The following is a 13,357-nucleotide window of genomic DNA, read 5'->3' as shown; positions in this document are numbered from 1 at the left end:
GCCCGGCGGGTTCTCACCTCGAAGCCGATGACCGCCGGGCCCGCCCTCCTCCTGAGCGGGGTCGAGTACCGAGAGCGGATGCTGCTCGGACGGCCGTGAGCGCTCCTGCGATCCGGGGAACGCCCTGGGCGCAAGGGCACGCTCGGACTTCCGCCCCGGCGGCTCAGGTCGGAGCTGTCGGCGTGACGTTCCGGACCGAGGCACCCCGGCCCACGGAGAACGGGCGTCTGTATTCCGGTGTAGCGGTCCGGCCGACTCCGGGCCTTCCGTCCGCGGAGCGCGGGGATCCGTACCTACGAACAGGCGCGCCTCTTAAGGCTTGCGTTGACCCTCGATCTAAATGTATAGTTTTAAGAGTCAAGAAGTTCGCTTCGGCCGGTCTCCTCGACCAAGCCGGAACGCGGAAGCGGAGCCTTGCCTTGGCAGGCACCGCGCGGATGATGAGGGTAGATGGTCAGGAAACATCTGATGACGACCGCATTCCTGGTGGCACTCACCGCCGGAACGAGCGCCTGCGGTACGGAAACGGACCGCGAGGACCCCTCCGCGGCCACGGAATCCGTGAAGGGCCTGCGCGACGATGTGCGCCACGTCGCCAAGAAGACCGAAAACGCCACCCGCCCGCACATGGTCACTACGTGCACGACCGTGCCCAAGCGCGTCAAGCACACGTCCAGCAGCGGCAGCGGCAAGCGCCGGACGACGCGAACCTGGTACACCACCGAACAGTCAAAGAGCTGTACGACGGTTGAGCAGGGCACCGAGACCTACAAGCGGACCGTCCGCCCGGAACGCTGGTGCGTCGAACTCGACGACGTGAACGGCGATCGGAACAGGGACGACGTCTGGTTCCGGGTCACCCCCGACACCTATGACAAGACCCTCGCGACGCCCGAGGGCGACCTCGTGGAAATCACCCCCTCCGGAAAGGGCTGCTGACACAGCACCCCTGACCGGGATGCTCCGCCACCGTTGAGAACCCGGCCTCGGCGGATACGCCCCGAGGCCGGGGATCGCCCCCAACTCGCACCCCCCGCTGCTGGCCACGCGCACTCATGCCGGATGGACCACCGACGCCGAGGACCGAGCGCCGTGACCCGTGCCCGGCGGAGGTCGTCGCGACACCCCCAGGTGAGCGGCGCACCGAAATCTGTCCACAGGCCATCAGACCTATGGTCCGAACAGCACGGGAAGAAGGGTTACTCGCATGAGCAGGGCAAACAGGCGCCGAAACCGCGCAGGAGCGAGCGCGCAGGAGATGGCCATCCGGCTCCGCGCCGCCGAACGCGCCCGGCAGCACCGGACAGCACGCTGGATCATCCCCCCGGCCGCGGTGCTCGCGGCCGCCGTCGGCTACGTGGCTGCCGGTGTCACCGGTTCGTGGACGGCGGGAACCATCGCCGCGACCACGATCCTGATCGCGGCCTTGCGCCGTACCTACCGGACCCGGGGCAGCTCCTGGGCGACCGGCGCGGCCGGCGAGCGCCGCACTGCCCGGCTCCTCGCCCCGCTCACCTGGCTCCGCTCGTACGTCGTACTCCACGACCGCGCCATACCGGGCTCCCGAGCAAACTTGGACAGCCTGGTCATAGGCCGGACGGGCGTGATCTATGTAGATACGAAGAACTGGACCTCGACGAAGTCGCGCGTGCGCATCGACCACCGCGGCGAGCTCTGGTACGGCCGGTTCTCCCAGACGCGGGCCCTCGCGACGGTCCGGTGGGAAGCCGACCAGGCAGCCAAGGCACTGGGCTGGCCCGTGCACGCCGTGGTCGCCGTCCACGGCGCGAAGGTTCCCGGCGGCCGGATCCAGCTCGACAACGTCACGCTCATCCAGGCCACCAAGCTGCGCCGGTACTTGCGGTCCCTGCCCTCGGCACCGGGCTGGGACCGGGCCATGGTCCGGGAGACCGCCCAGATCGCCGACCTCCGCCTCAGGCCGGCCGCTGCGGCCTGACCCGGACCGGAGCACGCGGAACTCGACGTCCGCATCCGTCGCACACCCCACCCGTTCGCACTCGCGGCCCGCCTCGGTGGCCCCGAACCCCCGCACCGGGGCACCACGGCCCGCCAACCCTGCGTGCCGAACACCCCCGACGCGCCGGCAAGGATGCCCAGCTGGTCCGAAGAACGACGGGATCGGAGGCCGGCGTACAGAGGCAGCGGACCAGGACGCACTGCCGCCATGCCCACCATCGGGTGACATGAAGACGTTCCCCACACGTCCCGTGTACGGTCTGCTGCTGGCTAGACACGTACTGCCGATTCATCTCTCCTGCCGCGTCCACGCCGCTGCGGAGCGATCAAGGCGCCCCCGTGAACCGAGGTTCCGGCATGTGCCCGTGCCCGATCACCGAACTCGTCTGCACCGCAGCCTTCTCTTGACGGAGCGTGGATCCCTAGGGAGAGGACCGCCATGTCCAAGGCCCGATCGAGCAAGCACATCAAGAGGGTCCGCGCCCGGATGGACGGCACCGGACAGCGCTACCGTGCGGCGCACCGAGCCGTCCTCGCGGCGAACAGCAGGGCGACCGGTACCCTGCGGAGCGCGCCCGTCCAAGCCATCGGACTGATCAGCAGCGGTGTGCCCAGCGACCCTCGGGCAATCGCCCTCGAACTGGCCGCCGTGTGGGCGCTCGGCGGCCTGCGGGTCGTCATCGTGGACGAGGCCAGCCCACTGAACATCTTCGCGCCCCCGCGGCTGACCCGTTCCCGGCAGTCAGAAGAACGCCCGCCTGCTGAATGGGAGCGCGTAGCGCTGCCGGGTACCGGACTGCTGGCCACCATGACCGTGAGGGACGACTTCAGCCGGGACCGCGCGGGCCAAGCACTCAGCGAAGCCGTGGAGCAACTGCGCCGTCAGTTCGACCACATCATCGTGATCCGGGAGCACTGGGGTCTGGACGCGTTCCTCGTCGACGCCTGCGCCGCGATCGTTTCGAGGACGAGGTTCCCCTGCACACCGGCCGGTGGGCTCTGGAGAACGGGGTCAGGGTCCAGCGGGAACACTCCTACACACCCGCCCAGTCAGCCGCTTTGCTCAACGAGCGCTACCGGATGAGCCTGAACGCCCGCGATCAGTTCTGTCAGGCTCCCTTTCTCGGACTCCTCCTCATTCTCGGCCGCGCGACACAGCACAGGGTTCCGGACGGTTTCCGGGACGCGGTGTATGCCGAGATGGCGGTTCTGAACTCACCGATTCTGGCCACCGTCCCCCATCTGCCTTCGACACCTCGTGCGGTCGGCTCCCCGAACACTGTCGAGTCGGGGGCCCTGCGTACGGCGGCAACGGCGCTCTACCGGGCCCTGCCGGTGGTTTCCCTTCCCGCCTTCGTGTGACGCGGGAAGCGGACAGGCCCGGTGACCGGGGCATAGGCATCAGCAGACGGTGGGGGACGTCGGCGGAAGGCCCGTGCCGCGAGCTCCAGCGGAGCCGATCGTCCCAGGGCTGTCGACGACCTCGCCGCGGATGACCCGATCGGCGGGGGGCAGAGCGGGCACCGCTGGGGCGACCGCCCGGGGAACGATGGTGCCCTCGACCGCGGGATCCGGATTGAGCATGCCGAGAATCCGCACCGCCAGTTCGGCGGGCACATAGTCGAGCCTGAGGCTCACGGTGCCGGCGTCGGTGCTCAGCGTGGCGTGGCCGGCGGCGAGAGCCGGGTGCACACCCGTGTTGTAGCGGCGCCCGGACCAGTACGAGCGCGTACGGTCCGGCTCCACCCGAGACGGTCCGCCGGCCGGTGAGAAGCCGGGCAGGGTCTGTTCGAGACGTCGGTTCAGCGTGACGCGGGCCCGCCGGTTCTCCTCGTCCTTGCGGTGCTCCTCCAGGGCGGCTCTCCACGTCGTGAGGTAGTCGGGGAAGAGCCGCCGACGGATGTCCTGAGCCATCGAGATCGGATCCCGGTCCATGGCGACCGTGATCTGCTGAGCGCGCCAGCCCCCGTAGCCGGCCGGGTAGCTTCCGCCGACGGTCAGGCGCCGACCCGCGGCGCCCTTCCTGGTCCTGCCCTCATGGCGGAGCCAGATTCCCATTCCGCAGGGGTGCAGAAGGTCGAGCGCACCGTAGTGGGCAAAAGCAGCTCGATGGGTCCATCCCTCTCCCTCGACCCCCTTGCTGTCGAACGCCGCGGCAAGGGCGCGGCCGAGGGCGTCGAAGTGGTCGTGCAGCGTCTGTACCTCGGCGGATATCTCCAAGGCTGTCCTCCTGGTGCTCAGTTCGTGGGTGTGTGCTGTCCGCCGGACGGGGCCGCCGTTCCGGCGGCGAGATGGCGGTACTGGCGTTCCCGCTCCCGGTGACGGACGGCGCGAGCTCGTACCTCGTGGTGGCGAGCACGCAGTTCCCGCAGTTCTTCGCGGGTCTCGTTCCGCCGGCGCGGGGCGTCCTCCTGCGCGGCGGCCAGGCGCAACGCCTGCGTGTCCGACCGGGCGAGATAGCGCAGGGCGAGGGCGCGCAGCACCGCGGAGGCCCGTCGTTCGGTCGGCTCGGACGCCGACATGCGGGCCCTGACTCCGGTGCGGGCCGTGGTGGGCAGCCGCGCCGGAGTCGTGGCGGTGATCCTCGCCGCGTGAGAGCAGTCCCAGATGCCGCCGATGCGCACACCGTTGATGGCCGGTTCGTGCTCGTGCTTGTCGGAGTAGGGGGACCGTGAGCGGACGTGCCCGTACGTGACGCGGATGCCCTCCGGCATCGGCTCCGGGCGGAAACGGTTCCGGCCGACGGTGAAGCGGCCGAGAGTTCGGGGGCCCGCCGCCTCGTAGACAACCGTGCCGGGCATGCCCTCGCTGACCGCGATCTCCCGTACCGACAGCACGCCCAACGGGTGGCCGTCGCTGTCGAGGAGAGGGACCTTCACCGGTGCAGGGTCGGGCGGCAGGACCGGTAGGGGGCGCCGCCGGATGATCCCGGTGAGGACGTTGAGGCGGCGCCGGACCTGGGCGCGTTCGGTCTCCAGGGCAGCGGACTCGGTCTCACAGTGCAGGGCGAGTTCGGCCTCGCGGTCCGCGAACTCCGCCGCGGTGGGGCCCGCCGCGGCTGCCAGCAGGTCGTGCCGGTTCGTGAGAGAACTCCAGTGCCGAAGGATGGCGAGCAACACCGTTTCGGTCCGTCGCCGTACTCCACTGCTCAGCCCGCGGTGGACTCCGTTGTCCCGCAGACTGCTCGCATACGTGCCGAGGAACCAGCCGGACGGCGGTGCGTCGGGGTCGATGCCGCCGCTCCAGCCGTGCAGCCGGACGTTGAAGATCACCGGCTCGTCCGGCCGGTGATCATCGTAGTGCGAGCCGATCGAGTCGGTCCCGTCGCCGTACTGCACGGCCACTGTGCTCGGGAGCACCGTTCCGCCGGAAACGGCCTCGGGGACGACGACGAGCGTCCCGCGGATGTGCGGACCCCGGACCGTGTACCTGACACGGCCGTGCTCCAGCCTCGTCACGCGCACGGCGAGCGTCCCGATGCCGGGCAGGGCGAGGTCGGCGCGGGTCGTGGCCGGGCGGGAGTGCATGGTGCTCCTTGAAGGCGGGCGGGGTGGTAGAGGGAGAGAGGGAGAGCTGCCGGCTGAGCGGACGCGGGGCCGGGAACTCCGGACGCCGGCAGTCCGGTCGGCGGGGCCGGTGTGAGAACGGGGAGCCGAGGACTGGAGGCGTCGCGCCGGAGGAGCGCCGAACTCTTGGCCATGGAGTGAGGTGGCCGTCGCTGCCGTCGACGTTGACGGGGATGATCCCGAAGCCGTCGAGGCTGCGGCAGGCGATTCCACGTGGGCACTTCACCATGATGTCTCTTAGGACTATACAGAAGAGTTTTCACGCCTGCAAGTCATAAGAGACGTAGTGGTGATGCTTGCGCCTCCCCTGGAATGTTGGAGGGTCAGGAGTCGAAGGTGGCAACCGTGTGGGCGCGGCCCAGCGGGTCGGTCACGGTCCAGTACGCCTCGGTGATCTCCGGGTCGAGCTGCTGCTCGCGTGCCTGTGCCGCTGCCTCGTCGACGCCGGGGGCATCGGTGACCGTGGTCTGCCACGTCACGGTGTAGGACCCGCCGGTTTCGGTCACGGGGACACTCGGAACGAGCACCAGACGCCCGAGGTCGAGTGCCCCGGCCCAGCCCGCATTCCGCAAGGTCGCCGCGTATGCCGCGTGGTGCGCCTCCTCCTCGCTCCAGTTGTCGGAGCTGTAAGGGTTGAAGCAGACGACGAGGTGATCGGCGTCGGCCGCGGGACGGCGGACCAGGAGCTCGCCGACATCGTGTCCGCCTGCTGCCAGTGCGCGTTCGACGGCGGTGCGGGCCGGGCCGACGGCAGTGATGGGCGTCATGAGGAGGGCCTGTCTCCGTTCGGAAGGTGGTTCGAGTTGTGCCGAGCGGCGGCTGGGCAGGACTACTGCGCGGCGTCGGGAGCGTCCAGGAGGTAGCCGGTGCCCTCGCAGTGGTTGCACGCCCTTACGGCGGCGTCGCGGACGACACCGGTCCAGAACCTGATCTGCTCTTCCCGCTGGGAGAGCGCGGTTGCGTAGTCGGGGCCGGCCACGCGGTCGGCGACGGGGAGGTGGATCTCCTGGCGCACCAGGACGGGGACCTGCTGGCCGGACTTGAGTTCGCGCCCGTTCCGTCCGAGGTTGGGCCGCCAGCGGGAGACGGGCTGCTGGAAGGGCACCTGGATGGTGACGTAGAGCCCGTCGGGCTTTCCGTCCCGCCCGCTGAAGCAGTAGTCGACGTGCCGCATGGGCTTGATCAGGGACGTCAGGTGGGCCTGGAGGCCGGGGATGTGGCCGGGGAAGCAGTGCAGGTACTCGGGGTGTTCGGTGAGCGAGTGCGGAAGGCGCGCGACCCAGCCCGGGGCATCGGGGGAAGGCGGCTCATCACCGTGCAGGACCCTGAAGGGGCCTTCGTAGACGACTTCCTGATCGGGCTGCTCCTCGGTGATCGCATCGTAGAACCGGGAGTACGTGTCGTCGGAGCGGAGCTCGTCCCATTCCTCCGCGCTGAGCACGTCCGGGTAGCGCTCGGAGCGGACGGACGGCTCACTCAGCACGTAGCGGACGGCCTTCGGGTACGGCCGGCAGACGACCGTGATCCGCTCGGCCTGATGGGCGCTCGACCACCAGGGGCTCCGCTCGCCCCCCACTCGGGTCATCGGCTGGCCGTCAGCGTAGATCCCGGTTCGGGGCGCACTGCCGAGTGTGGTGCAGTTCGGCAGGTGGTAGAGCCAGCGGCCGTCGGTGTGCCGGACGGCGTACCGGTCGAAGTCCGTCATGAGCGCTCTTTCGTGGGTGCGAAGGGAAAGGGAAAGGTTGGTCAGGCGGGACGGCCGAAGCGGGGATGTCCTCGGCGGAACCGGGGGCGGTGCGAGGGCATCCGCCGGCCCGGGTCAGGGGCGCAGTGCCTCCTCGATGAGGTTCACCTCAAGGACGGTCGCGTCGTGCCCTCTCGTGGCCTCTTCAGGGGTGGTGTACCGGCGGGAATCGACCTCGTCGTCGATCTCGGTGTCGAAGACCATCGTTTCGAACCTTCGTCCGCACGGCATGGGCGCGCCCATGCCCACGGTGGAGATCCGGTACCGGCCGTCGGTCGACGTGGCCTTGAGGTCGAGGGTGATCTCCATGGCGGTGCTCCTTGCGGTGTGCGGGGCGGGCACGCCGCCGTCCTGTTGACTCTTAAAACTATACCTGTCGATCAATGGGAGTGCAAGTCTTAAGGGTCAAAAAGGGGATAAGCTCTTCGCCGCGCCGACCTGGCCAGGCGAAGGCGCGGCGCGATCTGGGAATGTGGAAGCGACCCGCGCGCCGGGCGAGGGCGAGCCCCGAAGGAGAGCACGGAGGCCGAGCGCCTTGTACGCGGCGCAGGCATAGCGGGGTGCGGACGCTGGCGGTCAGCGGCCGCGTTGCACGAGGATCAGCACCGGGGTGCCGCCAGCGCGGTAGGCGAAGGCGGCCAGATCGCCGCAAGCGGTGCACCGGGTCGCCAGGTATCGCGCAGGCGGCTCCTCGCTCCGCCCTGTGGCCCACTGACCGGGACCCCGGTCGCCACAGTGCGCGCACTCCTGCGGCACATGGGACATCCACGGCTGACCTTCCCAGGGGTCCCACCGGAGGGGCCTGCCGCGGTGCTCCCGGGGCAGCCGGGGCAGCCGGGATGCCGGCGGCCCGACCGGCGGCACCGGCTCGCAGTCGGGCAGAGCCTCCGCTACGGCCGGAACCCGAGGCGGCTCACCTCTCGCCACGGCCAGACAGGTTCGGCACGCCCGGCGCTCGTCCCACGGTCCCGCGAACGGGCGCACAGCGGGCCCGGGGCGTTCACCGCCACCGCACAGCAGCAGCACCCCGGCGGTGAGCCGCACCGGGGGGCGCACCCCGGAGTCCAGGACGTGCAACTCCCCGGTCGCCGGTGCGCGTACGACGGTGCCGGGGGCCGGGGCCGTCGGGCCCCGGTCGCTGTCTGCGCCCGTTGTGCCCGGAACGTGGTTATCTGCGGAGGGCGTCGGCCGGCCCTCCCTGAGCCGCGTCGTGGACAGGAGCGAGGCCCGGCGTTCTTCGCGGTGGGGGTCGGTCACAACGTCACCGGGGGCTGCTCGCCAACAGGCTCAGGAGCCGGGGCGAGCGGGTGTTCGCGCTGGCCTTGTCGTACACGCTCCAGCCGGCGGCGGTCAGAGTCCTGCGAACCTCTGCGAGCGCGGAGTTGCGGGCCGGGCGCAAGCGACGGATCCGGGAATGATGCTGCCCGCGCTCGGTCTCGTGCCCGTCGATGAACCAAGTGCATTCAACGGACCCGGGCGCGTTGGGGCTCACGAAGAGCCCTGCGGCTTCGTGCCCGTGGCCATTGCGCACTACAGCGAGAGGAGTTCCGGCCCGGCGGGCACTCGCGAGAGCGGTGCGAACCGCCGGATGGTCCGCGTGCTCCGGGAGGCAGCCGACGGCCACGACCCCCGCCGCGTCGTCGTGCGGGTTCTGCGCCCCGCACCACAACTGTGCTGCCCGCTGGCCCAGGGGGGCCAGGGCGGCCGGGTCCGTGATGCCGGCGACGGCGTGCATCACCGTGCGGAAAGAATCGGATACTTCGGGAACGGACGCGCTCTGGTCCAGTACCGCGAACAGGGCTGCGGCACGCCGGACAAGGCGGACGACCGTGTCCTGATCCTCGGCACGCGTGATGCCGTCCATGGCCAGATGGAGACCGTCCGCCGGATCGCCGGGCTCGTCGCTCCGAGCCGCAGACCCATCGCCGGGAGGAGTCCGGAGCTGGCGCAGTGTATGGCCGTTGGGCCCGTACTCCACCCAGCCCTCCCGGTCGGATCCGTCCATGGCCCGGCACCACAGGCGGCGCATGGCGCGCCCGAACCGGTCGGTGCAGTCCTCGGCCGGTCCGAGCACCTCAGCGCGCCGGCCGTCGTGACAGCCGCGCACCAGTACGTCCCCAACGGCCACATCCTCGAAGAGGACGCTTTCCGTGGCCGCCAGGACAGCCGCCCATCGGGCTCGCTCGGCTGACCGGGCCGCGGCTTCCGCCGCCCGCTCCTCGGAGCTGCGGTACGGCGTGACCACCGTGGTGCACCCTGCACGGGACAGGCTCAGGCCCTGTTCCTCCCACACATGGGACGCGCCCGCTCGCAGCTCGGCGGCCACCTTGTGCACGGTCGACCCATGGTCGAAGACGGCTTCGTCCGTTCCCGCCGAAGTGGTGATCAGGTGGGACCAGCGGGCGAAGGCAGGGTGCACCAGCTCTCCGGCGAGGCGCATCGAGCGCTTCTGCTCGACCTCCGCAGTACACCGAAGGCTGGCGAACCCGTCATGGTGAGCCCGTTGCCGGCAGTCGAGGCACTCGTACAGCCCGACCTTGGCGGAAGGCGACGCGCCGGGAGCGGCGACGCGGGCGCCCGTCTTCCACACGGCGTGTCCGTGAGCCGGAAGAGGTTCGACCGGCCGCCGGGTCCGTCCGGCGGGACGGAGCTCGCCCAGGGAGTAGACCCCGTCCTCAGAAGACTGCTTCTTGCGCACCCGGTACCGGCCGCTGTTCAGACCGTAGGCCACGGTGCCGCGGAACTCCGGCTGAACGCGGTGAGCACGGGCCTGCGGGTCCCAGTGCACCGGCCGCACGATGACGTCGCTGCCCGGTGCGTAGAACTCGGTTTCGGGGATGCTGGCTTCGGCCGACTCCTCGGCCGTGGCCGGCCGCAGCTCGATGAGACCCCGGACGTCGCGGTAGGAGAGTACGCGGCTTCCGCCGGGGAGTTCCTCGACCAGGACGCCGTCGTCATGCGCCTGTTCGATCTCGAAGAGCGCCCGCCGCGCGGGAATGCGCTCCGCGGTGCCGCCGTTGGCGGACCGCATGTAGAAGCCGGCGGCGTGGGCCGGCTCGCCGGGCGGGATCTGATCGGGATGGTGGCGCTGTCGGTACGGAGGGGCGTGCTGACGCTGTCCGTCCGCGCACAGGAAGTCGCCGTCTGACGACCACCAGAGCCTCTTCTCCGAGCAGATGGGCCGCGCGCAGTGCCGACAGACCGCTCGGGCCTTCTTCCCGTTCGGCGTGCCTCTCGCTGAGACGGTGTTCACGAGCCTCCTCTTCGTTCCGGTCTTTGCGCGGTGGTGCCTACGAGTGAGGGCATACGACCGCGTGCTCCTCTGCCATCCCCAGCAGCACATGCAGGCTGTCGCCGTGCTCGGCATCGCACAAGAGTTCGCCACAGGCTGTATGAACGAGCTCCATGTCCCGCTTGACGCCGTCATCAGAGGCCCGGAACTCGTAGTGCCAGAGCGGTCCGCTCGCGGGTGCGGCGAGCGCGATGGTGTAGGTCACCCCTTCCCTTATGTCTCTTAAGATTATACATTCAATGGCGCGAATGGGCAAGTCTTAAGAGGCGTAGAGTGGTTGGTGGGCGACGACTCGGCGACCTTCAGGGGGAGGGCCATCCATTCCGGCAGAGGGGCTGGCTGTGCCCCGTGGACGAGTCGGTGGAACCCCAGCTCCGTCACGCTGCCGGCCGCCGGAACGTACGCGTCCGCAGCCCGCAGGGCCACATGCCACCCCAGAGGGCCATCCGGCCCCGGAAGGCACGGCGGGCATGCCCCGTCCGGGTGCTCGAAATACAGCATCAGCCCGCCCGACGGGGCGCGGACGGCGAACGTCTCCGTCGGAAAACTCGCGCCTTCCCGCTCCGCGCGCAGGGCCAGAACATCGGCACCGTCGACAACGCCGGGCAACCGGTAGGGCAGGGAAGGAAGTTCTCCCGGCTCGGCGGCAGTGAGCTCAAGCACCGCGAGCCCGGAGACACACAACGCGATCCCGACGTTGAAAGACCCCTCTCTCCAGCAGCGCTCGATCCGCGAGCGGTCGGTGCTCGCGCGCGCCTGCCAGTCCCGGATGGCCGGCGCGGTGCCCCCGGGACGCAGAGGGAACACCCGCCAGCCCCGCTCGGCCGCCTCCAGGGCCGCCGCCTGCAGCCCCAGGCGCTCCTCGTGGACGGTCATCAGATGCGAATCCTCCGCAATCGGGGGCGGACTGCCGCCACTTGCGGATGCTGGGCAAGCGGCGGCATGACGGTGTTGGCAGGCCAGAGGGCTACGGCTGGAGGAACTCCCGGAGGTTCCGCATCGTCGCCTCCGCCTTCTCCGCACGCCCCTTCCAGCCCTCGCACCGACTGCGGTAGTCGGCCGCCCGCTCCTTCCAGTCATCGGTCTCCCGACGTGCGGCCTCAGCCTCGGCGCGGGCGACATCCCTCTGGTGACGCATCTGGTCGGTCAGCTGGGCCTGCTCGACCAGCTGGCCGAGACTGAGGGACGCCAGATCACCTCCGACGCGGCGCGTACCGTTCGCGGGCACGGTGGCCGGGGAGGGGATGACCACCTGTGCCTTCTTCTTCGGCTTCGGCGCATCCGGGGTCCTCGGCTTGTGCACCTTGAGGTGGGGCCGGATGGAGAGCTTGTTCTCGGAGGTGTAGTCGCAGAGGCTGCAACCGTACATTTCGGCGCCGTCGGCGAGCAGCAGATGGCGGATCTTCTCGAAGACGACGTTCACGCCGGGGCGGCTGATGGGGGACTCGGCGGGCTGGTCCACGACGACGGCGATTCCGTTGACGTGCGTTGCGGTCATGGGGTGGTGCCTTCCTTGTTCGGCCTGGCCTACAGGGCCGGGCAGTGCAGCCCGGCTATCGGGCTGTCGCAGATGTCAGAGGTGGGGCCCGGCCGGTCCGCCTACCACGCAGGACCGGCCGGGCGGGCCGCCCGGAGCGAGGAGAAGCTCCGGGCGGCGGTTCAGGAGGCCAGAGCCAGCAGCTCGTATGCGCGCTGCTTCTTCTTGGTCACGTCGCTGGAGGTCAGCACCCGGTGCGCGCGGACGCTCTCGTCCTTGGCCGGGGCGTAGTGATCCAGGTACTCGTCGATGGCCTGCTTACCGGCCCAGCGGGTGCCCCGAATGTTCGCCTGAGTGTCGGCGTTCTCGAAGAGGTTCCGGAGGGTGTTCATGCGCCGGGTGTGGTTGCTCCGGGTGCGCACGCTCGGGTTGGGCTCCATCGGACCCCAGATGGACTCGCAGACCTTCTCGAAGGCTCCGAGACTCAACGTCTCGTTGATCATCTTCTCGGCCTCGTGCTCGAACGCGGCGCTGTACTCCCACACCATGCCCAGGGCCTGCCGTGCTTCGGCGATCTTGGCCTTAGCGCCGGAGGTGTGGCGCACGGAGTAGTGGGAGACGGCGTTCTTGATGGCCATGTGCTGGGTGTTGGCGCACACCACCCGCGTCGGGGAGACGTTGAAGCGGAAGCCGCCGCTGCCGTCGTGGCTGTTGAAGCCTGCGAGATACAGGTCCATGGTGTCCACACCGGCGATGGTGATTGCGCGAGGCATCCTCATGGTCACGAACACCCGCCGCCCGCCGTACAGGCTTCCAGCGGTCTCGATCGGGACGCCCGTCTCGTCCATGAGCAGGTTGAGCAATTCGCAGTGTTCTTCGTTTGCGACGGGCACGTACTTGCTGCCCACGGTGCCGAGGCGCTCGGGCAGACCGGTCTTCGGATGGGTGCGGACATTGAAGAACTCATCCGACTCGATGCGAGTGACACCGTCCTCGGTGATCTCGTACGCGTGGACGCCCCCGACCTTCCGGACGTTCCACCCGGACAGGAAGGCGAGGTCCAGAGCCTCTTCTGCCGTGAGCGCGTTCCGGGTGACGGTGCCAAGGCGGTGCCAGGCGTCCTCGCGGGCGGAGACGAAGGAGGCGGTGCCGTCGGCGTGGGTCTCAAGCGCGTGCAAGTGATCTCCCAGGTTCTGATGCGGCGGCCGTTTCCGCCTCCGTCGTGCTGACTCTTAAGACTATACATGTGCGCGGTCCGGCGATGCAAGTCTTAAGAATCATTTTTGTGTGCGGGGTCCGTT

The 13,357-nt window shown here is 69.6% G+C and carries 14 protein-coding genes; 4 read left to right on the top strand and 10 right to left on the bottom strand.

Features of this window, described 5'->3' with window-relative positions; genetic code table 11:
* Positions 1-468 precede the first annotated feature (468 nt).
* The 4 genes from ACWCRA_RS12915 (at position 469) to ACWCRA_RS12900 (ending at position 3,339) form a co-directional block, all read left to right on the top strand.
* A complete protein-coding gene (locus tag ACWCRA_RS12915; RefSeq protein ID WP_451067452.1) occupies positions 469-939 on the top strand; it encodes a hypothetical protein in 471 nt (156 codons plus the stop codon).
* Positions 940-1,258: 319 nt separating this feature from the next.
* Positions 1,259-1,957 carry a nuclease-related domain-containing protein gene (locus ACWCRA_RS12910; protein WP_451067451.1) on the top strand — a complete coding sequence of 233 codons (699 nt, stop codon included), beginning with the start codon at positions 1,259-1,261 and terminating at the stop codon, positions 1,955-1,957.
* A gap of 459 nt (positions 1,958-2,416) precedes the next feature.
* Entirely contained in the window at positions 2,417-3,061 is a 645-nt protein-coding gene (locus ACWCRA_RS12905) for a hypothetical protein (protein WP_451067450.1), read from the top strand.
* Entirely contained in the window at positions 3,058-3,339 is a 282-nt protein-coding gene (locus tag ACWCRA_RS12900; protein ID WP_451067449.1) for a hypothetical protein, read from the top strand. The genes ACWCRA_RS12905 and ACWCRA_RS12900 overlap by 4 nt, the downstream gene beginning before the upstream one ends.
* A gap of 39 nt (positions 3,340-3,378) precedes the next feature.
* Here ACWCRA_RS12900 and ACWCRA_RS12895 read toward each other — a convergent pair whose 3' ends face one another.
* The 10 genes from ACWCRA_RS12895 to ACWCRA_RS12850 form a co-directional block, all read right to left on the bottom strand.
* Entirely contained in the window at positions 3,379-4,197 is an 819-nt protein-coding gene (locus ACWCRA_RS12895) for a hypothetical protein (protein ID WP_451067448.1), read from the bottom strand.
* 17 nt (positions 4,198-4,214) lie between these two features.
* A complete protein-coding gene (locus ACWCRA_RS12890; RefSeq protein WP_451067447.1) occupies positions 4,215-5,504 on the bottom strand; it encodes a hypothetical protein in 1,290 nt (429 codons plus the stop codon).
* Positions 5,505-5,866: 362 nt separating this feature from the next.
* Complete coding sequence (locus ACWCRA_RS12885) at positions 5,867-6,310, bottom strand: hypothetical protein (protein ID WP_451067446.1); 444 nt, start codon at positions 6,308-6,310, stop codon at positions 5,867-5,869.
* A gap of 62 nt (positions 6,311-6,372) precedes the next feature.
* Entirely contained in the window at positions 6,373-7,248 is an 876-nt protein-coding gene (locus ACWCRA_RS12880) for a hypothetical protein (RefSeq protein WP_451067445.1), read from the bottom strand.
* Positions 7,249-7,362: 114 nt separating this feature from the next.
* Positions 7,363-7,596 carry a hypothetical protein gene (locus ACWCRA_RS12875; protein WP_451067444.1) on the bottom strand — a complete coding sequence of 78 codons (234 nt, stop codon included), beginning with the start codon at positions 7,594-7,596 and terminating at the stop codon, positions 7,363-7,365.
* Positions 7,597-8,548: 952 nt separating this feature from the next.
* Positions 8,549-10,540: a hypothetical protein gene (locus tag ACWCRA_RS12870; protein ID WP_451067443.1), complete on the bottom strand. Its 1,992-nt coding sequence runs from the start codon at positions 10,538-10,540 to the stop codon at positions 8,549-8,551.
* 37 nt (positions 10,541-10,577) lie between these two features.
* The gene (locus tag ACWCRA_RS12865; RefSeq protein ID WP_451067442.1) at positions 10,578-10,784 is read right to left on the bottom strand and encodes a hypothetical protein; all 207 of its coding nucleotides are present in this window, start codon (positions 10,782-10,784) and stop codon (positions 10,578-10,580) included.
* Between the two features lie 23 nt (positions 10,785-10,807).
* Positions 10,808-11,455, bottom strand: coding sequence for a bifunctional DNA primase/polymerase (locus ACWCRA_RS12860; protein WP_451067441.1), 648 nt, complete (start codon positions 11,453-11,455; stop codon positions 10,808-10,810).
* Between the two features lie 91 nt (positions 11,456-11,546).
* Positions 11,547-12,077, bottom strand: a complete 531-nt coding sequence (locus ACWCRA_RS12855; RefSeq protein ID WP_451067440.1) for a hypothetical protein — start codon at positions 12,075-12,077, stop codon at positions 11,547-11,549.
* Between the two features lie 161 nt (positions 12,078-12,238).
* Positions 12,239-13,234 (bottom strand): DUF932 domain-containing protein, encoded by a 996-nt coding sequence (locus ACWCRA_RS12850; RefSeq protein WP_451067439.1) that lies wholly within the window; start codon positions 13,232-13,234, stop codon positions 12,239-12,241.
* Positions 13,235-13,357: the final 123 nt, after the last annotated feature.

The sequence above is a fragment of the Streptomyces sp. NPDC001889 genome, from assembly GCF_053594535.1.
The sequence above is the reverse complement of the archived record's forward strand: the minus strand, read 5'-3'. Positions and strand labels throughout refer to the sequence as shown.

Bases quoted from the DNA above. Each gene is read 5' to 3' on its own strand.
- ACWCRA_RS12880 (WP_451067445.1), bottom strand. From the start codon at position 7,248: ATGACGGACTTCGACCGGTACGCCGTCCGGCACACCGACGGCCGCTGG.
- ACWCRA_RS12910 (WP_451067451.1), top strand. From the start codon at position 1,259: ATGGCCATCCGGCTCCGCGCCGCCGAACGCGCCCGGCAGCACCGGACA.
- ACWCRA_RS12890 (WP_451067447.1), bottom strand. From the start codon at position 5,504: ATGCACTCCCGCCCGGCCACGACCCGCGCCGACCTCGCCCTGCCCGGC.
- ACWCRA_RS12855 (WP_451067440.1), bottom strand. From the start codon at position 12,077: ATGACCGCAACGCACGTCAACGGAATCGCCGTCGTCGTGGACCAGCCC.
- ACWCRA_RS12860 (WP_451067441.1), bottom strand. From the start codon at position 11,455: ATGACCGTCCACGAGGAGCGCCTGGGGCTGCAGGCGGCGGCCCTGGAG.
- ACWCRA_RS12900 (WP_451067449.1), top strand. From the start codon at position 3,058: ATGAGCCTGAACGCCCGCGATCAGTTCTGTCAGGCTCCCTTTCTCGGA.
- ACWCRA_RS12915 (WP_451067452.1), top strand. From the start codon at position 469: ATGACGACCGCATTCCTGGTGGCACTCACCGCCGGAACGAGCGCCTGC.
- ACWCRA_RS12885 (WP_451067446.1), bottom strand. From the start codon at position 6,310: ATGACGCCCATCACTGCCGTCGGCCCGGCCCGCACCGCCGTCGAACGC.
- ACWCRA_RS12875 (WP_451067444.1), bottom strand. From the start codon at position 7,596: ATGGAGATCACCCTCGACCTCAAGGCCACGTCGACCGACGGCCGGTAC.
- ACWCRA_RS12905 (WP_451067450.1), top strand. From the start codon at position 2,417: ATGTCCAAGGCCCGATCGAGCAAGCACATCAAGAGGGTCCGCGCCCGG.